Genomic DNA, 20616 nt, shown 5'->3' on the forward strand with positions numbered 1-20616 from the left:
AAGCGGGTACACTCCGGGATCGGTTACTTGCCGCCGGAGGAGTTTGAAGCTATATTGCAGGATGAAGACAGGAAACAGGAACTCGGACAGGTCACACTAAAACTGGCGGATTAACTGTCCAGTTGACGGGGTGCAGTCCACCCGCGCTCCAAAGGAACCGTGGTCAGCGACCACGGGGAAGCGTTAAAAGAGGCAAGCACGGGGAAGTGTTAATAGAGGTGACCACGGGGAAGCGCTAGTAAAAACACTGTTTAATCATTGAAATTGACATATTCTGGAATGCCGCATATAATGCTCAAACTATGAGTAAAACATCCTTCTTGCCGCCGGAAGAGCTTGAATCACCAAGCTGGTACGCTGTTTACGTCCGGCACCAGAGTGAATACAAGATATCCAGCGTGATCCGTGACAAACTGGGGATAGAGTCGTTGGTGCCAAGCCTTACCCTATGGAAAAAAAGGGGGAACAGGGAGTCTGTCATCACAAAGCCGGTGTTCGGCTCATATGTGTTCATAAAGACGAACCTTAGGGCGATCAACCTTCGCCTGCTGTATTCCATAAACGGCATATTCGATCTTGTGCGGCAGGGGGGCGCCCCCGCGCCTATAGCGGAAAAGGAAATAGAGAGCGTCAACGTGATGCTGGCCAGCGGGGCGCATTTGCATGAAATGGAGTTCTCCCGCAGGTTAAAGCCGTATGACAGGGTGGAGGTGACCGGCGGGCCTTTGGCCGGCGCGGTGGGCTATTTCATGCGCACGAACATCAAAAGCGGCCGGTTTGTGGTGAGCCTGGACCTTTTTAACAGGGCGCTTGTGACCGAGCTTGAAGCTGATCTTGTGAAGGCCTGGTAGGCGGAGAGTTTACTCCTTCCCGGCTTTGACATTTTGCGAGGTGGTGTTTGCCACTTGACAATCAGTTGGCCGGAGGCATGCGCCAAAACACGCGGCGGCGGCCAAAAATCAATTAAAATCAGGTTTCAATGGAGTTTTGCCCGGTTGTTCGCTCGTAAATCATGAAAACCAAGTCAGTTAAGCGGAAAAAGAACGGCCAGCTGGCCCATAACTATTACAGGAGCATGGCCGAGGAAGCGGTGTCGATGCAGATCCTCGACAGCGTGGAGAAAAGCCAGAGCGTCTCCCAGAACAAGATCGCCAGGCAGACGGGGCTTGCCGCCGGGCTCGTCCATTCCTACATGAAAAAGGTGATCGCCAAGGGGTGGGTGAAAGCCAGGCAGGTGAGCGCGCGCAGGTGGCTTTATTACCTGACGCCGGAAGGATTCCTGGAAAAAAGCAGGCTCACTATAGAATACCTTTCCCTGACAATGAAAAACTACCGCGCGGCCCAGTCTGTGATCAGCGAACTGCTGGCCAGATGTTCCGAAGAGGGGAAGCGCCGGCTTGTGGTGGCCGGCGCCAACGGGCTGGCTGAGATAGCGGCGCTCAACATCATGACCACCGAAGGGCTTACGCTGGCCGGAGTTGTGGCCGAGGGCTCCAATGAGCCTGTGGCCGGCGTCCAGACGGCGCCGTTTAACGCCCTGCGCTCCATTGAATACGACAGGATACTTGTATGCGACGCCGCTTTTCTGGAATGGTGGGGGCGGCGGGACGGGGCGCCGGACAACAGCGCGCTGGTCATCCTTTCCGGGCCCAGGGTCTGAAGGTTGAAGGCGCGCGTAATGTTATATAATTCCCAAACGGCGCATGGCCGGCCGGCTTTGCGCCATAAATGAATAAAGGAAAATAATGGCAAGAGAATTCAAGGTAGGCAACAACCACGTCCACGACGATTCCGACTGTTACGTCATAGCCGAGATAGGGCACAACCACCAGGGGAACTTCGAGACGGCCAAGGAGATGATCCGGACCGCCAAGGAGTGCGGCGCGTCGGCCGTGAAATTCCAGAAGCGCGACAACCGCTCCCTTTTCACCCGCGAATACTACGACAAGCCTTATGACAACGAGCTTTCGTACGGAGCCACCTACGGGCTGCACAGGGAGGCGCTGGAGCTTTCAAAGGAGCATTTCGCCGACTTGATCGCATATTCGGCGGAGTTGAGCGTTGATTTTCTGGCCACGGCATTCGATTTTAAAAGCGCGGACCTGCTGGCGGACATTGGCGTGGCCGGGTACAAGGTGGCGTCGGGGGACGCGAAGTCGATCCCGTTGATAAAGCACGTGGCATCATTTGGAAAGCCCCTTCTCATCTCCACCGGCGGGTGCACCATAGAGGACGTCCACCGCATTTACGACGCCGTGTCCGCCGCGAACAAGAACATCTGCATTATGCAGTGCACCGCGTCATACCCGTGCGAGTACGCCCACCTGGATTTGAACGTGATAACCACTTACCGCAACAGGTTCGAGGACGTTGTGATCGGGTTTTCAGACCACTCCAACGGGATCGCCATGGGCCCTGTGTCATACCTGCTCGGCTCCCGGGTGATTGAGAAACACTTCACCTTGAACAGGGCGATGCGCGGCACTGACCACGCTTTTTCGCTGGAGCCCGTGGGATTGCGAAAGCTTGTGAGGGACTTGAAGCGGACCCGCGTGGCGCTGGGGAGCGCCGTGAAAAGGGTGCATGAATGCGAGAAGAGCCCGATCATCAAGATGGGGAAGAAACTTGTGGCGGCAAGTTCCCTTCCCAAGGGGCATGTGCTCACCCATGAGGATGTGGCCATAAAAAGCCCCGGCGACGGGCTGGCTCCATACGAGCTGGACAGGGTGATCGGCAAAAAGCTGCTGGTGGACATAAAAGAAGACGGAGACATCATGTTCGAGGCGCTCGGGCAGTAGATGAAAAGCGGCGTCCCCTCCCGGTCCATTCTCGGGAAAATAAAACTGCTGGTCTTCGATTTTGACGGCGTGATGACCGACAACGGGGTCTATGTGTTCGAAGACGGGCGCGAGGCGGTCCGGTGCGACAGGAGCGACGGGATGGGGGTATCGAGGCTTCGCAAGGCGGGGTTTGCCATGTTCGTGCTTTCCACCGAGGAGAACAGGGTGGTGGACGCGCGGGCGCGAAAACTGAAGATACCCTGCGCCCACGGCGTGGCGGACAAGCTTTCGGAACTGAAAAAAGCCGCTGCGGAGCGGGGGATATCGTTGGCCGAAATGGCGTTTGTGGGGAACGATATAAATGACAGCGAATGCCTGGACGCCGTCGGGCTTCCGATAGTGGTGGCGGACGCGCAAAAAGAGGTGAGGCGGGCCAAATATTACGCCACCAGATCCCCCGGCGGGCGCGGCGCCGTGCGGGAGGTGTGCGACTGGTTCTATCACGGCGTGGTGAAGGGGAAGAAAAAGTGAAGGACATTTTCTCGCTGGAAGGGAAAGTAGCGATAGTCACCGGCGCCTTGGGAAAACTGGGGCCGGTGTGGATCGAATCGCTCCTTGCCGCCGGAAGCCGTGTGTTCGCGCTGGACCATCCAAAGGCTGCCCCGTCGGAAGTTTTCGCGGTTCTGGAGAAAAAGTTTGGAAAAGAGAAGCTTCATTTGGCCCGCGCCGACGCCCTGGACAAGGATGCGTTGCTGCTGACGAAGGACGAGCTTTTAAAGACCTTCGGGGCTCCGGACATTCTTGTGAACAACGCAGGGATAGACCAGCCCCCCGCGCCGGGCAAATCTTTCAAGCTTGAGGACATTCCGCTGGAGATGTTCATGCCCACCCTGACGGTGAACGTGTACGGGCTGTTCCTGACGACGCAGGTGTTCGGCGGGATGATGGCCAGGCGTGGAAGCGGAAGCGTGATAAACATCGGCTCGCTTTATGGCTCGGTGTCTCCGGACGCGCGCTTTTACGGCCATATCGAGGGGGAGAATCCGTTCATAAAACCCCCCGCTTACGGCGCGTCGAAAGCAGCTGTCCTGAACCTCACAAAATATTTCGCCACACATTGGGGTCCCAATGGCGTTCGCGTGAACGCGATTTCCCCCGGCGGCGTGGCTGGAGGGCAGGATGAAGAATTCAAGGCCAAGTTCAACGCGCGGGTCCCTCTCGGGCGGATGGCGGTGGACGGAGACCTGGCGGGGCCGCTCATATTCCTGGCGTCGGACGCTTCGTCATACGTCACCGGGATAAACCTGCGGGTGGACGGCGGATTCACGGCTTGGTGATCAAAATGAAACTTGTGGCGGACAAAGTCGATAACTGGATAAACAACGAGCCTGTTGCGGCCGCAAACGGGGCCGAGCTGGACAAGTTCAGTCCCGCCGACGGGAAGCTTTTGCTCAAAGCCGCAAGGTCCGGCAAGGCTGATGTGGACAATGCGGTGGCCGCCGCCCGGGGGGCTTTCCCCGCGTGGAGCGCCATGACACCAGTGGACCGGGGGTCCATTCTTCGCAAGATCGCGTCGCTATTGGAAAAGCACGCGGCGGAAATGGCGCGGGTGGTGAGTCTGGAGACCGGCAAATCTATGAAGGACGCCCTCGGCGAAACAGGGGGCGCTGTAGAAATGGGATATTTCATGGCCGGCGAAGGGCGCAGGTTTTACGGGAAGACGACCACGTCATCCATGAAGGAGCGCACGTCGCTGACTATCCGCCAGCCTGTTGGGGTGGCGGGGCTTATCATTGCGGCGAACACCCCCATCGCAAACGTGGCGTGGAAAGTTTTCCCGGCGCTCATATGCGGCAACACGGTGGCGCTAAAGCCGTCCGAAGACACTCCGATGACCGCAGTGGCGTTTGCATTGATCGCAAAAGAGGCCGGCTTGCCCGCCGGCGCGCTCAACGTCATCAACGGCCTTGGAAGCGAAGCTGGCGCGCCTCTTGTGGAGAACGCGGGGGTGGACTTGATAAGCTTCACCGGTTCCACCGCCACGGGGCGGTGGATAGCGCGGACGGCCGGGGCGCGGCTTGCGAAAGTTTTCCTGGAACTGGGCGGGAAAAATCCGCTGGTGGTGTGCGACGACGCGGACATGTACAACGCCGTGAAATGGACGCTCCTTTCCGCATTTTCCAACGCCGGCCAGCGTTGCGCCGCCGCAAGCAGGATAATTATTCTGGATTCGGTGTATGACCGGTTCAGGGAGGCGCTCGTGAAGGCCGCCGCAAAATTGAAAGTCGGGTCTGGCGACGTGGACGATCTGGGGCCGGTGATAAACGGCCGCCAGTTGGACAACATGCTTGCAGCCGTGGAATCGGCGAAGAAAGATGGCGCCAAAGTATTGATCGGCGGATCACGCCTGACCGGCCCCGGCCATGAAGGGGGGTATTACATGGCCCCCACATTAATCGAAGGGGCGGCGCCATCCGCCGAGATATCCCGCAAGGAGATTTTCGGCCCCATCGCATGCCTGTACCGGGCGAAGGATTTTGATGACGCGCTGGCGCTGGCCAACGATTGCGATTACGGGCTCACCTCGTGCATACACACATCATCCGTCCACCGGGCGCTGGAATTCGCCCGGCGGGTGCAGTGCGGCGTGGCAAACGTCAACGCCGGGACATATGGAAGCGAGCCGCACATGCCCTTTGGCGGGGTGAAAAACTCCGGCGCGGGAGGGCGCGAGCCGGGGACCGAGGCGCTGGACGTTTATTCGGAACTCAAAAACGTGAACATAAACACTATCCCGGGGCTATTGTAGTTAAGTGAGCGGTCTTTCATACATTCCCATAAAAGAATTCGAGCGCGTCCGCGCTCTGGGCGCCGGTGAAAAGGTGACGGCGCTTTTCGCCCAGCTTTGCAGGATCAACACCCTTTACATGATTAGTTACGCAGGCTCCGGGCATGTGGGAAGCTCGCTTTCCAGCCTGGACATGGTTTCGTACCTTTATCTGAACAGGATGAAAGGAGTTGGGACGGCCGGGGGGGACGTGTACTTCTCCTCCAAGGGGCACGATGCGCCGGGGCTGTATTCCACCCTCATCGGGCTTGGCCTTTTGCCGTTCGATAAAATACACACCCTGCGAAGGCTGGGCGGCCTGCCCGGCCATCCGGACATCGGCACGCCGCACATCGTCTCGAACACAGGGAGCCTCGGGATGGGGATATCCAAGGCGCGGGGGATGGCGCTGGCGGACAGGCTCTCCGGCGTGAACCGCAATTATTACGTCCTGCTCGGGGACGGCGAATTACAGGAAGGGCAGTTCTGGGAATCGCTGCGGCCGACGGTGAACAAGGGAATCTCAAACATATTCGCCATTGTGGACCACAACAAGCTCCAGTCCGACACGCTCGTTTCCAATGTTTCCGATCTTGGCGATCTGGCGGCGCGTGTGGCAAGCTGCGGATGGGCGGTTGAAAGGTGCGATGGGCACGACATGGCGGCCATCGGCATGGCGATGGAGAAACTGGACGCTTACGGCGGCATGCCCAAATTCCTTATCGCCGACACGGTGAAAGGGAAGGGGGGCGGGCCGATGGAGTCCTCCCGGTTCAAGGCGGAAGACAGACTGTACAAATTCCACAGCGGCGCGCCGGACGTTGCGCCATATGAAGCCGGTTTAAAGGAGCTTTTGGAGAGCGCCAACGGGATGTTAAAGGAACTTGGGGCCGGGCCGCTTGCGCTTGCGGATGTGGAGCGTCCGGCGCGGGTGGTTCCTGAAAAACCGCAGAAACTGGTGGACGCGTATTCCAGGGCGCTTGTGGCCGAGGGGGAGCGGAACAATAAACTCGTGGCGCTGTCGGCGGACCTGGCGCTGGACACCGGGCTTATACCTTTCGAGAAAAAGTATCCGGACCGTTTCATCGAATGCGGAATCGCGGAGCAGGACATGGTGTCGCAGGCGGGGGGGATGGCGCTGAAGGGATTTTTGCCGGTGGCGCATTCGTTCGCCTGCTTTCTTTCCACCCGGCCCAACGAGCAGATATTCAACAACGCGACGGAGAAGACAAGGGTGGTATATGTCGGTTCGCTGGCGGGGCTTGTGCCGGGGATGCCGGGGCATTCGCACCAGTGCATACGCGATATCGCCGCCCTGTCCGCCATGCCAGGGCTTGAAATTATAGAGCCATGTTGCGAGGCGGAGGTGGCCATGGCGGTGGAATATTGCGCGCGCCATGCGGCAGGTTCCACATACTTGCGGCTGGTCTCCATCCCGGTGGACATTCCATACACGCTGCCGGTGGATTACAGGTTTGAACGCGGGAAGGGGATCGCGCTCACGGAAGGGGACGACGTTGCGGTGATAGGCTATGGCCCGGTGACCCTTTCAGAAGCGGTCATTGCGGCAAAGTCGCTCCGGGTGGAAGGGGTCGGGGTGAGAGTGATAAACCTGCCGTGGCTTAACAGGCTGGACGCAGGATGGCTCAAAGGCGTGATTGGAAAAAGCAGGGCGCTTGTCACGCTGGACAACCATTATATAGAGGGGGGGCAGGGTGGATTTGTGCGAAGCGCCCTTGCGGGAAATGGAGAGCTGAAAATAAAAGTCCACTCACTGGGGGTGGAGACCGGGCGGATCGCCGAATGCGGCCAGAACGCGGAAGTGTTAAAGGCGCACGGGCTGGACGCTGAGAGCATAAAGATGGCCATAAAGAAGACTTTGGGCTGACAGGGTGGATTGAAAGGAAACGGGATGGACAACGAAATCGCCGCAAAGCTTGCCGGGATACCCGGATGGCTTCGCGGATTTGGCGAGGCGAAACTCAAGGAGCGCATCTTCAACCTTGGAATGCTCACCGGGTGGAAGAAAAAGGAGGACGGGGGATTCGGCCCCGCCAATTTCGAGCGTGCGCTCATACTCACAAAGCTGGTGGAGCTTATATGCCCCGGCGAAGCGCTGGAGGTGGGGACTGGCCGCGGGCTTGGATGCCTTGCAATGGCGTCGGCGGCGCAGGAGCTGGGGATCGACCTTAAGATCACCTCGCTGGACATAAACACACCAAACTTGAAACAGACATGGCCCATCAGGCTTTCCGGAAAAGACCAGGTGATAAACGCCAGCGTGGAGGAGGTCTGGGCCGCGCACATAAGCAATGATCTGCGCAAAAACATAAAATTCGTCACCGGTTCGACGACCTCCACCATGGCGGCCCTGGCCGCGGATGGAAAAAAGTTCGACCTGATATTCATAGACGCCGGGCATGACGCCCATTCGGTGATACACGATCTGGCGCGCTCGATCACCCTGCTTAATCCAGGCGGGGTGGTGCTGATGGACGATTTCGCCCCGCTGGACGAATACGGCCTTGGCACTTGCCTTGCCATCCCGCACGCGCGGCGGTTTTTCAGGTATGTGAACGTGTTTCACACCGAAGGGCTGGTCTACGGCGGTTCGGACAACCCGGAGTTTCCACGGGCCATGGTCCTTCTGGCGGGGCCGGGAAAGACCGAAGGGGCGGGAGGAATGTTTTCGATGGCGGTATGGCGGCTGGCGGACGTGATGCTGCGCTACCTTTACAAGCCGAAAAGCTTTCCGTTGAAAGCCCCGGAAGGGAAATGACCGCTCCGGCGATTATGTCCATCAAGTCGGCGATACCGGCCTTTGTCAAACAGCCGATCCGGGACGCGCTGGACGGCTGGGAGAGAAAAAAATTCGTCAAGCATTTGAACTCCTCGTCGTTTTCGCTTCCATCCGGCGCTCCTGTATTAAGTTTCGGGGGGGCGCTTTCGCGGGGCGAAAAAACGATCCTGTCAGGGGGCCGGGTAAAACTTTCGTATCTTGACGAGCGATATCCCGAAAACGCTGAGAACTATAACATCCTGTACCTCGTGAGCAGCGCTCTCCCGAAATTCGCCGCGGCTCTTGCCGGATGGGCGAAGGGGAAAGGGGTGAAGATCGTCCTCAACCAGAACGGCGTGGCCTATCCGGGCTGGGCCGGGAAGGATTTTGAGCATCGCAACACGCAGATGCGTGAAATCCTCGAACTGGCTGATTTTATCGTGTACCAGAGCCGGTTCTGCAAGGAGGGGGCGGACAAATATCTGGGAAAGGCCGCATGCCCTTCGGAGATAATTTATAACTGCGTGGACACATCATTTTTCGTCCCGCCGGCCAGTCCGCCGCCGTTTGACGTATGGAGGATACTGGTGGCCGGGACGCATAATTTCGCCTATAAAATCATGGCGGCCTTGAATGCCGCCGCATCGCTGAAAAACGCCGGGCGCAAAATCAACGTCACCATAGCCGGCAAGCTTGGATGGCAAAACGCAGAGGCGGAAACCATGGAAACGGTCCGCGGGCTGGGGCTGGAAAGCGACGTAAAATTCACCGGCCCATACCCGCGCAAGGACGCCGCGGCGGTCCATGGCGGGGCGCACATGCTGTTCCACGCGCAATACAACGACGCGAGCCCCACAACGCCGCTGGAGGCGATGGCATGCGGAGTCCCCGTGATCGGCTCGAAAAGCGGAGGGACGGTGGAGATAGTGGGCGACGGCGGCATTCTTCTTGACGCGCCGGCAAGTTACGAAAAAATACACGCCCCGGACCCGGCCAAAATGGCGGCGGCGGCGGAACTTATAATGCGAGACTGGGGCAAATGGAGCGCCGCTGCCAGGAAAACGGCGGAATCGCGCTTTGGCAAGGAAGCGTGGACAAATAAACATACGATGATTTTTGGCGGCCTGATCGGAGGGACGGCCCTGTGAAAGGAAAAACAGCCCTTGTGACCGGTGGGGCAGGGTATATCGGAAGCCACTGCGTGCGCTACCTGCGCCGCGCGGGATGGGACACCGTCACGCTGGACGACCTTTCGCTGGGGCACGCGAAGTCCGTGGAAGGGACGGACCTTGTGGTGGGGGACATCGGCGATCCGGCCACGCTTGATTCCATATTCTCCACCCGCAAAATAGACGCTGTGCTCCATTTCGCGGCGCTGTCCAAAGTGGGCGAGTCGGTGGAAAAGCCCGGCCTTTACTATTCGCACAACATCGGCAAGGGACTTGTCCTTCTCGACGCCATGGCGCGGCACGGGGTGGGGAAGCTTGTGTTCTCCTCCACCTGCGCGGTGTACGGCGCACCGGGCGTGGCTCCGATTCCGGACACCTGCGCCATGCATCCGATCAATCCTTACGGATATTCGAAGATGGTGTTCGAACGGATGATGTTCGACATCGGCCGCGAGCGCGGAATATCATCCATAGCCCTGCGCTATTTCAACGCCGCCGGGGCGGACGTGGAGGGGGCCATCGGCGAGGACCATTCGCCGGAGACGCACCTGATACCGTTGGCCATAGACGCGGCACTTGGCCTGCGCCCCGCTCTTGTGATCTATGGAACGGACTATCCCACGCCGGACGGAACCTGCATCCGCGACTATATCCACGTGGAAGACCTGATAGACGCCCACATCAGGGCGCTGGATTACCTGGATGGCGGTGGCGCTCCCGTCTCCGTAAACCTCGGGGTGGGGCGCGGCCATTCGGTGCGGGAGGTGGTGGACATGGTAAGCGAAGTTACCGGAGTGAAAACACCGGTAACAATCGGCCCACGGCGCCCCGGCGACCCGCCGGAGCTTGTGGCCTCCGCCGAATCAGCCTCAAGGCTGCTGGGGGGATGGAAGCCTGCGCACGACCTAAAGTCCATCGTCCGGACGGCGCATCGCTGGCGCGCGGCCAATCCCGCCGGGTACGCCGGGCAGGGCGGATAATCCAATCCGGGGCCTCTGGTGATAAAGAACGCTCTCACCAATTTAGCGCTGGCGGCGGGCTCGTGCGCGCTGCTCTATGCGTCCATAGAGTTTGCGTTTTTCCCGATGCTGTTGCCATATGTGCCGCTGAAGCTGCAGCCATTTCTTAACACCGGGATAGACGTGGCGGCGCAAAGCTCCAAGTCCTCGCTTGTGCCCCGTGATTACATCGCCATTGTGGGCGATTCGTACGCAAAGGGGGCGGGGGACTGGTTCATGGACGCCAACCCGGACAGGAACGAACCGTGCACGAGCGCCCACGTGATAAAGGACAGGACGGGGGTGGACACAATAACTTACGGCTGGGGCGGGTTGGGAAGCCTGGACGGAATTGCGGCAAGGCCCTATTGTGTGCGCGAGGCTTTCAACAAAGTGTGGCGGCCGGGGCTTGCCAGGCTTGCCGAGCCGAAGATCATCCTCGTGTATTTTTACGAAGGCAACGACCTGAGCAACAACATCGATAAAATCAGGGAAGCGTACACAGGCGGCGGTTACGACATGGGGCGCATCCGCGACGAAGCGTATTTCACAGGATTCATCAAAGAAGGGATAATGGTCAAAGACCAGTTTGACATGTGCAGGCGCGCGCTTGATCCCAAATTGACCGACCAGCTCATATTCACATCCTTCCTCAAAATGATCATCAGGAAAAACGTCCAGGCGCCAAAAGTGGCCATGGAGAAAAAATCCAGGCCCGCATCCACGTCCATAAATCAAGCCATCTCCGGAGGGAGGACGTTGACGCTTCCCGCAAACCTCCAATCGCCCGACATGGAGCTTGGCGAGGAGGAGATCGGCCTTGCCGTTTACGGATTCGAACGGTCGCTGGCTTTCATGATGGAATACATGAAAAGCGCCAGGACGGTGGTGGTGTATGTGCCGTCGCCCCTGTCATCGTATAACCTTGTGTCCAGGCAGGTGTCCATCCAGAAATATGGCGGCTCCGGGGGCAATGTGTACGATACGGAATCGGTGACGGCCCGGAGCGATATGATCGTCAATTTGATAGGCCAGGCGGCGGCCAGGCAGGGGGCCGGTTTCGTGGACACCCGTGGGCGGATCCGGGCGGCCTCGGATAAGGAGGTCATCCACGGCCCGCGCGACTGGAAGCATTTCAATAAAAAAGGGTACGAAGCGCTGGTGGACTCGTTCATGCCGGAAGTCTCAAAGTTTCTGGAAACGGGCGGGAAAAAAGCCAATTGAGCGCGCCGGTGACTGACACTGATAACGGAGATCAATGACAATGGCCAAACCTTCCGTAGTTGCGCTGATACCTGCCCGGAGCGGCTCGAAAAGGGTCTCCGGCAAGAACCTGAAAATGCTCGGGGGCGTTCCGCTTATCGCGCACACAATCCGCGCCGCCACTGCAAGCGGAGTGTTCTCCGAAGTGATAGTTTCCACCGACAGCGGGGAGATCGCCGCCGCCGCGAAAAGTTCCGGCGCGTCCGTCCCTTTCATGCGGCCCGCGCAGTACGCCGGCGATTTGTCGCCGGACATAGAGTGGGTGCGGCACGTGCTGGAAACATTGGCGGCCGGCGGCAGGAAGCCGGACGCTTTTTCCATACTGCGGCCGACAAGCCCCTTCCGGACGGAGGACACCATACGCCGGGCGTGGACAACCTTTATCTCCGCCGGGGCGGGGGTGGACAGCCTTCGCGCGGTGGAAAAGTGTGGCGAACACCCTTGCAAGATGTGGGTGGTGCGCGGCGGGCGTCTTTTGCCCCTCATTCCCTTCGGACCGGAGGGGCAGCCCTGGCACAGCACGCCATACCAGGCGCTCCCGGAGATATATGTCCAGAACGCAAGCCTTGAGATCGCCTGGACCAGGGTGGTGTTCGAGACAAATTCTATCGCAGGATCCACCATCGTCCCGTTCTTCACGCAAGGGCGGGAGGGGTTTGACATAAACACCCCGGAAGACTGGATCGTGGCGGAGAAAATTCTGGCGGAGGGAGTCTAGATTCTGTGGCGGAAAAGGGCCGGGTGATTTTGATCCTGGGCGATGTCATATCCGGCCGGGTGTTCATCGAATGCGGGATCATCCAGAGGCTGGCGGCGGCGTATAAAGGGGCGCTGACCGTACTGGTTGCGCCGGTGGAAGTTCATTCGCCGGCCAGCCTGGCGCAAAGGTTTCCCGGGATCGAATTCCTGCCGTTAAAGGATGTTTACGAAACCGCGGTTCCGGGCGCCGCCGGCAAAATGGCGCAACTGGCGGACAATCTTTCCGACAGGTGGTTCGGATTCTATCCGCTGGCGCTGCGGTTCAACCTGCGCCACAAATACAACCTCGACCGGCTGGAACGCGGGCACCCCAATTATTTCTGGGACCTGGACAGGACCGGCCCGCTGCCCAAGTGGGACTTCATTTATAACGCGATGCGGCGGTGGTACTTTTCGGGGCTGCGGTTCGTGCATCCGGGCATTACAGAGTTTTTGAAGCGCGCGCGCGCGCGCGGGATAATCTACAGCAATCCCCAGTTGCCGCTCACACACGCTTTCTCGCTGGCTGCCATGCGTAGCGGTGTCCCGCTTGTTGGATACGTGGCAAGCTGGGACCATCCGGTGGGGAAGGGATTGATCGCCCCTTTTTACGATGTTTACCTTGTTCAGAATGAAAACATGAAGAACGCGCTTTTGGACCTTCACGGGATTGACCCGGCCAGAATCAAGGTGACAGGATGGCCCCAGTTGGACAAATACCACGCGCCGCGAAGCATCGCGCAATACAAGGCCAAGCTTGCAAGCTGGGGGCTGGACCCGGAACAGCCATGCGTGCTGATGGCGGGGAACAGCGCCGTGAACGGCCCAACGGAGCCGGCCATATTCGAAAAGGTAATAAACGCCAGGGACGCATCCGGGGCGGAATGGAGCGCCGTGGTGCGCCCTCATCCAAAGGACAGCGCGTGGCGTGAAAGGTACGCCGCGCTGGCCGGAAGGCGGGGAGTTTACCTGCAGGGGGGAGCCTGCGCCGAAATGGACGAACTGGCCCTGCTGCTAAAGCACGTGGCATGCGTGGTATGCACGGCGGGGACGGTGCTGCTCGACGCGCTGGTCAACGGCAGGCCGGTGGCAGGCATAATGTACGACGACGGGCCGCAGGCGCCGGAAGGGCGCGCCATGAGCAACTACAGCATGATCCATTACATGGAAATAATGCGGGAAGGGGCCTTTTACAAGGCCGGGAACCTGGACGCGATAATGAATGGAATTGTCCGTTCGATGGAAAATCCCGGGGAACTTGCGGCAAACCGGGAAAGGGTGGCCAGAAGCGTCACCGGCGCCGCCGACGGCGGTGCGGTGGGCAGGATAATCGGCGGTGTAACGTCGGTGATACCGGCGGACTTGGCGGATGGAGTTTGATTTTACGATGTCGTTGATTTACGCAGTTCCAAGCTGGGTGTTCATAGGGTGGCTGGGGGTGGACTTCGCGATCACGTTAAAGCGCGGCGGCGAGGTCTTCCAGGCGTTCGCCAAAACTTTTACGCTTTTGCTCCTGTATTTCATCGCGCTGGGGCTGGCCTGGCGGATATACGCCGTGGCCGGGGCTCCCGTCGCCTTTTCATCCGCGCCCGTGGCGCTCATCGCCATCGCACTTTTCATACGTCATGGCGGGAAGTGGGAAGTTGGCGCCTCCGCCACCGGATGGGCCGGGTATGCTTCGATAGGGCTTGCGGCGCTGGCGGTGAATGTGCCGACGATATGGTATGTCTTCCATAACGGATTTTCGGCGATCCCCCACTTTTTCGTCCAGGTGGACGTGCCGTACCATTATTTCCACGCGATGGCCCTGGTGGACAACGACGTGCCGGAGGACCTGTCCTTCGCGGGCAAGACGCTCCGGTACCATTACGGTTTCGCCATGTTCTCGGCGATTATATCGAGGACTTTTTTCGTCCCGGCCGGGACATCCTTTTTCATCATTGGCCCGATCCTTGTGCGGCTATGGCTTTTATCGTCGTTCATCCTGGCGGCGGAGCGGTTTGGCGCAGTCGAAAAGCGGACAATAATACCGTTCACGCTGGCGTTCGCTTGCTTCGTGTTCCACGTGAATGTCAACCTTGCAAATTTGCCGGGCATCATTCACGCCGCGGCGGTGGAGCTGAAAAGTTCGATGTCGTTTGGCGCCATGTGGGGGGAAGTGTCCGCGAGGATATCCAACGGTTTTGTGTTCAGGGAGGACTGTTGCGGCGGCGGGACGCACGGCATGTGGCCACAGCAGGCCAACTACGGATTCCCGGCGGTGATGTTCTTCACGATTTACGGGCTTGCCTTAAGGCGATGGTGGTTCCTGGCGGCGCTTCCGGCCGGGTTCATTTTCATGGTCAAGTCGCAGATATTCATGGTGACGGCCGGCGCATTCGGCCTCACGGCCGCATGGTTCCTTTTCCGCAGGCGGGATTTCATCCCGCTGGCGGCGTACGCCGTGGCGATGTCCATTTCAACTTTCCTTTTGCTCACCAGGTTCAACGTGCCGTTCGGCTTTGACAATCCGGACACGATAAACATCCGGTTTGCGCCGGGGCAGGCGGTGGAGCTTGGCTATTACCTCGCCTATTTCCACAAGCTCAACGTGTTCGTTTTCCTGGCGCCGGCCGCGTTTCTGGCCGCAAACGCCTTGCGGCGGAAAAGACCGGAATGGAAGGTAAATTGGGGCGGATTCGGATTTCTGGCCGCCGCGGCGCTCACCGCCTACATGGTCCCCATGGCGATGCGGTTTGACACCGGCCCCGCTTTCGGGAAGCTATTGACCCAGATGCATTCGGCCATCGGCTTAAAGCCGGCTTTCCTGCTCGACATCTTCAATTGGGAGCTGATGGACGCCACATACGGCTTCCTGAACACCATGGGGGCCTTCGCTTTATCGCTGCTGATCTACATCACATACAACCGTTACGGGGCCATCCTGAAGGCCGTCGCATGGAGCGGGGCGGCTTTCACCGCCTTTTTGTACATGAATTTCATCCTCGTGGAGCCCGAATCGTATAAAAAGGGGATCGCCACGGATGAGATAAGGGAAGTATTGTCCCTCGCCGATTTAAGCTCCGTGATAATCACGAACCAGCTGGCGTATCCCGCCAGCGATTATCCACGTGAATTCAGGAACGTGCTGTATCCGGCGATCATGGGGCACAGGTTTTACGCATCCAACCTTCTTTTTCTGAATTACCAGTCAGTTGGCGACTTTAACAGGTTCAAGACGGTGCGCTGGTTCCTGGCGCGCCGCTTCGACGGGCAAAACGTCCGGTTCATGCGGGAGATGGGGATCAGATATGTATTCATAGACAAACAGGCCCCATACGAGATAAACAGGGACGAAATCGGCGGCTACGGCCTGACCGTGGCGGGGGAAAACGGAAGGTACCTGCTGCTCGAGCTTAAAGGCTCCGTGTGATGGCGACAATTTGCTTGCGGAATCCTGCCGCCGGATGGCACACTTCCATGATTGGTTTAACAAGAACAAGTTAGAAGCTGACCCATGATTTCCGTGGTGATACCGGTTTACAACGAAGTGGAGTCATTGACCCCGCTGATGGAAAGGCTTCTGCCCGCAATGGCCGCCATAGGCGAGCCGTACGAGGTGATATTCATCGATGACGGCAGCTCGGACGGGACGGCGCGCGCGCTGGACAATATCGGGGAAAAACAGCGCGGCCTGGTCAAGGTGATCCATTTCCGGACAAACATGGGCAAATCCGCCGCGTTGCAGGCCGGTTTTGACGAATCGGCAGGCGAGCTGATCGTGATGATGGACGGCGACCTGCAGGACCAGCCCGAGGAGATAAACAAGCTCCTTGCCGCCTTGCGCGAAAAGAACCTGGACATGGTGACAGGATGGAAGGCCAACAGGATGGACCCCATCTCCAAAACATTCCCGTCCAAGTTCTTCAACCGGATGCTCAACAGGCTGTCCGGGCTTTCAATACATGATTTTAACTGCGGCCTGAAGGCCTTCAAGCGTGAGTGCCTCACAAGTTTCACCCTGTATGGCCAGCTGCACAGGTTCATCCTCGTGCTGGCCGCGCACCGGGGTTTTAAGGTCGGCGAAGTCCCGGTGATCCACGCCCCGCGCCTTTACGGCGTCTCAAAATACGGGGTGAAGCGGTTCTATCACGGAATCATGGACATATTGACGGTGTTCTTCATCACCCGTTATCTGGAGTCGCCCCTTTATTTCTTCGGGATATACGGCGTCACTTCGATGCTGGTGGCCGTTCCCATCGGGGCGTACTTCCTAATCATGCACTTCCTGTCGTTCGGATGGGCCGATCCGCGCTGGAGGCTCACCGAACATCCCATATGGATAGTCTCCCCGATACTTTTCCTGCTTGGCCTGATCATGATCTTTTTCGGGCTTATCGGCGAGCTTATAACCTACCACCTTATTTCTTCCGGGCGCAGCGGCCCGCATCAGGTGAAACGTCCTCCGGCGGATTGATGAAAGACATCGAGGATCAGATCACCTTTGTGGCGGGGTCCGTGGAGCGGCTGCTCTCCCAGATGGACCATGATCCGCTGTCGCCCACATACGGATGCATGAGTCTTTCGTATTGGCGCGACAAGACATCCGACGTTGCCGACGCGCGCAGGCAGGAGGCGGCGCTTACTTTTGCGCTGCTGTTCAAAAGAGATTACCCCGGCTCCGGCTGGCGGGGAAGCTCCCGGCTTAGAAATGCCGTCATCGCCGCCATATCTTTCTGGCGCCAAAGCCAGTACTCCGACGGATCATTGGACGAGTGGTACAAGGGGGAGAGGGCCTTCGCCGCCGCCGCGTTCACCACTTTTGCGATGGCCCGGACGCTGGAGGTGATGGGAGACGACCTGCCCGAAGAGGTCCTGCTTATGGCCAGGGAGGGGCTTGAGCTTTCCGCCGGATGGCTCACGCGGCGAAACGACCTGTTCAAGACCAACCACCAGGCGGTGGGGGTGGCGGCGCTGGCATTCGCGGCAAAGGCGCTGGGAAACGAGCGCCTGACGGTTGCGGCCAAGGAAAAACTTGATTCCATAATCGCCGTCCAGACACCGGAAGGGTGGTTCCCCGAAGTGGGGCACATGGACCCGGGCTACACGTTCCTGACCGTGGAATACGTGGCCATGGCCATGGACCTTTGGGACGACTGGTCGCAGGTTGGGCCATTCGTGAAAGCGTACGATTTCGCGTGCGAATGGGTCCATCCCGATTTACGGCTTGGCGAGGAGTATGGAGTGTGCCACAACCCGTATGTTTCCCGGATCGCGGCGATACTGATGGAACCGCATTCGGGGAGGGCGGAATTCCTCCGCGGCGAGTTCGCCGGAAAGGCCGCCGGATTCGAAAGCTACAAAAACACCCTTGGCGACGAATTGAGGCTTTCACGCTGGGCGTACCAGCCGCTGCTCGCCCATTACTACGCCTTAAAGACGCTCCGCGCGCCCAGGAAACAATCGGAGGAACCGCCCCTTTTCGGCCACTCCTCGGACAGACGGATGTACAAATCCGCCAACATCGGCTGGTTCTCGGGAAAGAATTACACCGCCGTTTTCGCGCCGGCCGCCGGGGGCCTTGTGAGGATATTCAACTCCGAAAACCTGAAGCAGACCGCCGATTTCGGCTATGCGATAAAACTGGACGATGGCATGGCCACGAACCTGACCTACAACAGGAGCCTCCCTTATATCGAAGAGGGAGGGGCGATGTCCACCAAGGCGCCGGTGAGCGCCGTTAAAAAGTTCATGCCTTCATTCGCCGCCAGGGTGGGCCTGAGGCTGGCCTGCTCCACCGCCACAGGGTCGCGGCTGGCGAGGATGGCGATAGACAAGGTGCGCGAAAGGAAGGGGACGGCCCTCAACCAGTCCTCCGCCAACCTTGCCGCAAACGGCGCGGACATAACGTTACGAAGGGTCGTCACCCCGTCTGAAACGTCCGTTGAGGTGGAGGACGAGCTTTTGTTCGGAGAAGCCGCAGGTCTGGACAACATCATGTTCTATCATTCCTCAGGCTTTGAACCGGAACTTTCGCAGGTGGCCGCTCCCGGCGCCCCGGCCGGCGCAAAGATCGTCAGGCTTTGCGTCACAAGGCGGTATGACGTGGTCTTCGCCGACATTAAATCGTCCGTGGTAAAGATAACCATCGAGTAACCGTATCCAGCCATGTGCGGAATCACCGCGCTTATCAGCGAAGACGAGGCGGACCACGCCCTTTTCGGAAAGGCGACGGACCTGCTTGCCCACCGCGGGCCGGACAACCGTGGCGCAAAACGCGAAGGTGGGGTGGCCCTGGGGCATCGCAGGCTGTCCATCCTCGACCTCTCCCCGGCCGGCGCCCAGCCGATGACCAACGAGACCGGGGACATTTGGATAGTGTGCAACGGCGAGATATACAACTACCAGGACTTGAGCCGGCGGCTTAAATCGCGCGGGCATGTCTTCCGCTCCAAAAGCGACAGCGAGACCCTCGTCCACCTTTACGAAGAATACGGCGAAAGCTTTGTGGAGCATGTCAACGGCATGTTCGCTTTCGTATTGTGGGACGGGCGGGCAAAGAAGCTTCTGGCGGCGGTGGACCGCTTTGGAAAAAAACCGCTTTATTACGCGCGGTCCGGAGCGAAGATTGCGATGGCTTCGGAGCTCAAGTCGCTCCTGCTCTTCGATTGGGTCGGGCGCGACATAAATCCGGACGCGGTGGACCGCTATCTTTCCATGCGCTACGTCCCGGCGCCGATGACCATAATAAAATCGTCCAGCAAGTTGGAGCCGGCCACCATGCTTGTGTGGGAAGCGGGCGATATCAAGGTGCGGCGATATTGGAGCCCGGCCGCCGGACAGATCGCGTTTGACGCGGCCGCGGTGGACCGTTTCGAGGGGCTCTTTTCCGACGCGGTGGGCATAAGGCTCCAGAGTGACGTGCCGCTGGGGGTTTACTTAAGCGGCGGGGTGGACTCGGCTGCGGTGGCGGGGATGATGAAACGGCTGTCCGAAGGCCGGCGCGTATCGTACACATTGAGCGTGGACTACAAGTACGACGAGAAGGAAAAGGCGCGCAGGATCGCCGAATATCTTGATTTTGAATTCAACCCGGTGACGGTGGGGCAGGACGATTTCGGGAAAATGCGGGAGATCGCCTACCACCTGGACGAGCCGTTCGGCGACATGCTCTGCCTGCCTGCGTACCTGCTGGCCAGGGAGGCCAAACGCAAATTGACGGTGGTGCTCACAGGCGACGGGGCGGACGAGATATTCAACGGCTATTTCCACCAGCGGCTCATGGAAAAATGGCGGAGGATGGGGGCGCTTTTCCGCGCGCCCATGGCCGGCCCTTTCCTTTCAAATGCGGCCGGCGCCGTGCCGCTTGCGGTGTTCAACAGCCTGTTCGATTATCCGGACCGGGTGGGGCCCAGGGAGCGGCTGAAGATTTCCCAAATGCTGGAAGGCTGCTCAAGCTTCGGCGGATTCTACGAGGGGATAACGTCCTGCTTCACCGCCCAGGATAAAAACGCGGCATACACCGGAGAATTCCGGCGTTCGGTGGGCGCCGGGCCGTGGAGCGGGCAGATACAGCGCGATTGGGCCGGGATCACGGCAGGCTCTTTTTATTCACGCCTAAGTGTGCTAGATTTGAAATATTGGATTCCATTCAGTGTGTTGTACAGGTTGGACAAGATGAACATGGCCCACGCCGTGGAGACCAGGAGCCCCTTCCTGGACTATCGGGTGGTTGAAATGGCCTTAAACCTCGAGGACTCCGGCAAGATAAGCGGCAAGGGCAACAAGATAATCCTTCGAAAGCTTATCGAAAGGCTGTATCCGCCGGAGTTGAGGGAGAAGGGCAAACAGGCGTTCTACATGCCGGTGACGGGCGAAAACAGGAAACGGTTCCGCGATTGGGCGGCAAGCCTGCTTGGCGCGAAGCGTATCGAGGCGCGCGGCTTTTTCCGCCAGCCATACGTGGACGGCCTGTTCGAGGCGTATGACGGCGGCAGCATGCTGGCCACGCGCCAGTTGACGGCGCTTGGCATGCTTGAACTCTGGTTTGACGTATTCGGCCAAAAAGGCCGCTAGCCTGATT

At 58.9% G+C, this 20616-nt stretch carries 17 protein-coding genes; all 17 read left to right on the forward strand.

The features are described 5' to 3' along the window. The first annotated feature begins 302 nt into the window (after positions 1–302). The 17 genes from HZB29_08190 to asnB all read left to right on the forward strand — a co-directional run bounded on the left by HZB29_08190 (position 303) and on the right by asnB (position 20609). Positions 303–851 (forward strand): hypothetical protein, encoded by a 549-nt coding sequence (locus HZB29_08190; GenBank protein ID MBI5815576.1) that lies wholly within the window; start codon positions 303–305, stop codon positions 849–851. 161 nt (positions 852–1012) lie between these two features. Next, positions 1013–1660: a winged helix-turn-helix transcriptional regulator gene (locus HZB29_08195; GenBank protein MBI5815577.1), complete on the forward strand. Its 648-nt coding sequence runs from the start codon at positions 1013–1015 to the stop codon at positions 1658–1660. 85 nt (positions 1661–1745) lie between these two features. Further along, entirely contained in the window at positions 1746–2798 is a 1053-nt protein-coding gene (locus tag HZB29_08200) for an N-acetylneuraminate synthase family protein (GenBank protein ID MBI5815578.1), read from the forward strand. Next, a complete protein-coding gene (locus HZB29_08205) occupies positions 2799–3311 on the forward strand; it encodes an HAD hydrolase family protein (GenBank protein MBI5815579.1) in 513 nt (170 codons plus the stop codon). Then, positions 3266–4117, forward strand: a complete 852-nt coding sequence (locus HZB29_08210; protein ID MBI5815580.1) for an SDR family oxidoreductase — start codon at positions 3266–3268, stop codon at positions 4115–4117. The genes HZB29_08205 and HZB29_08210 overlap by 46 nt, the downstream gene beginning before the upstream one ends. Positions 4118–4122: 5 nt before the next feature. Next, positions 4123–5589: an aldehyde dehydrogenase gene (locus tag HZB29_08215; protein ID MBI5815581.1), complete on the forward strand. Its 1467-nt coding sequence runs from the start codon at positions 4123–4125 to the stop codon at positions 5587–5589. A 4-nt stretch (positions 5590–5593) separates the two neighbouring features. Further along, positions 5594–7495, forward strand: a complete 1902-nt coding sequence (locus tag HZB29_08220; protein ID MBI5815582.1) for a transketolase — start codon at positions 5594–5596, stop codon at positions 7493–7495. A 24-nt stretch (positions 7496–7519) separates the two neighbouring features. Next, positions 7520–8386, forward strand: coding sequence for a class I SAM-dependent methyltransferase (locus HZB29_08225; protein MBI5815583.1), 867 nt, complete (start codon positions 7520–7522; stop codon positions 8384–8386). Continuing rightward, entirely contained in the window at positions 8383–9534 is a 1152-nt protein-coding gene (locus HZB29_08230; GenBank protein MBI5815584.1) for a glycosyltransferase family 4 protein, read from the forward strand. The genes HZB29_08225 and HZB29_08230 overlap by 4 nt, the downstream gene beginning before the upstream one ends. Next, positions 9531–10535 carry a UDP-glucose 4-epimerase GalE gene (gene galE / locus HZB29_08235; protein ID MBI5815585.1) on the forward strand — a complete coding sequence of 335 codons (1005 nt, stop codon included), beginning with the start codon at positions 9531–9533 and terminating at the stop codon, positions 10533–10535. The genes HZB29_08230 and galE overlap by 4 nt, the downstream gene beginning before the upstream one ends. Positions 10536–10553: 18 nt before the next feature. After that, positions 10554–11777 (forward strand): hypothetical protein, encoded by a 1224-nt coding sequence (locus tag HZB29_08240; GenBank protein ID MBI5815586.1) that lies wholly within the window; start codon positions 10554–10556, stop codon positions 11775–11777. Positions 11778–11811: 34 nt separating this feature from the next. After that, positions 11812–12534, forward strand: coding sequence for an acylneuraminate cytidylyltransferase family protein (locus HZB29_08245; GenBank protein MBI5815587.1), 723 nt, complete (start codon positions 11812–11814; stop codon positions 12532–12534). 5 nt (positions 12535–12539) lie between these two features. After that, complete coding sequence (locus tag HZB29_08250; protein ID MBI5815588.1) at positions 12540–13934, forward strand: hypothetical protein; 1395 nt, start codon at positions 12540–12542, stop codon at positions 13932–13934. Next, positions 13924–15966 carry a hypothetical protein gene (locus HZB29_08255; protein MBI5815589.1) on the forward strand — a complete coding sequence of 681 codons (2043 nt, stop codon included), beginning with the start codon at positions 13924–13926 and terminating at the stop codon, positions 15964–15966. Before HZB29_08250 ends, HZB29_08255 begins: the two co-directional genes overlap by 11 nt. A gap of 84 nt (positions 15967–16050) precedes the next feature. Further along, positions 16051–17010: a glycosyltransferase family 2 protein gene (locus HZB29_08260; GenBank protein MBI5815590.1), complete on the forward strand. Its 960-nt coding sequence runs from the start codon at positions 16051–16053 to the stop codon at positions 17008–17010. After that, on the forward strand, positions 17010–18689 hold the full coding sequence (locus HZB29_08265) for a hypothetical protein (protein MBI5815591.1): 1680 nt from the start codon (positions 17010–17012) through the stop codon (positions 18687–18689). The genes HZB29_08260 and HZB29_08265 overlap by 1 nt, the downstream gene beginning before the upstream one ends. A 12-nt stretch (positions 18690–18701) precedes the next feature. Beyond that, positions 18702–20609, forward strand: coding sequence for an asparagine synthase (glutamine-hydrolyzing) (asnB, locus tag HZB29_08270; protein ID MBI5815592.1), 1908 nt, complete (start codon positions 18702–18704; stop codon positions 20607–20609). Positions 20610–20616: the final 7 nt, after the last annotated feature.

It is taken from the genome of Nitrospinota bacterium (genome assembly GCA_016235255.1).
Taxonomy (GTDB): Bacteria; Nitrospinota_A; UBA7883; order UBA7883; family JACRLM01; genus JACRLM01.

Bases quoted from the DNA above. Each gene is read 5' to 3' on its own strand.
- HZB29_08265 (MBI5815591.1), top strand. From the start codon at position 17,010: ATGAAAGACATCGAGGATCAGATCACCTTTGTGGCGGGGTCCGTGGAG.
- HZB29_08260 (MBI5815590.1), top strand. From the start codon at position 16,051: ATGATTTCCGTGGTGATACCGGTTTACAACGAAGTGGAGTCATTGACC.
- asnB (MBI5815592.1), top strand. From the start codon at position 18,702: ATGTGCGGAATCACCGCGCTTATCAGCGAAGACGAGGCGGACCACGCC.
- HZB29_08215 (MBI5815581.1), top strand. From the start codon at position 4,123: ATGAAACTTGTGGCGGACAAAGTCGATAACTGGATAAACAACGAGCCT.
- HZB29_08230 (MBI5815584.1), top strand. From the start codon at position 8,383: ATGACCGCTCCGGCGATTATGTCCATCAAGTCGGCGATACCGGCCTTT.
- HZB29_08245 (MBI5815587.1), top strand. From the start codon at position 11,812: ATGACAATGGCCAAACCTTCCGTAGTTGCGCTGATACCTGCCCGGAGC.
- HZB29_08190 (MBI5815576.1), top strand. From the start codon at position 303: ATGAGTAAAACATCCTTCTTGCCGCCGGAAGAGCTTGAATCACCAAGC.
- HZB29_08225 (MBI5815583.1), top strand. From the start codon at position 7,520: ATGGACAACGAAATCGCCGCAAAGCTTGCCGGGATACCCGGATGGCTT.
- HZB29_08255 (MBI5815589.1), top strand. From the start codon at position 13,924: ATGGAGTTTGATTTTACGATGTCGTTGATTTACGCAGTTCCAAGCTGG.
- HZB29_08200 (MBI5815578.1), top strand. From the start codon at position 1,746: ATGGCAAGAGAATTCAAGGTAGGCAACAACCACGTCCACGACGATTCC.
- HZB29_08195 (MBI5815577.1), top strand. From the start codon at position 1,013: ATGAAAACCAAGTCAGTTAAGCGGAAAAAGAACGGCCAGCTGGCCCAT.
- HZB29_08205 (MBI5815579.1), top strand. From the start codon at position 2,799: ATGAAAAGCGGCGTCCCCTCCCGGTCCATTCTCGGGAAAATAAAACTG.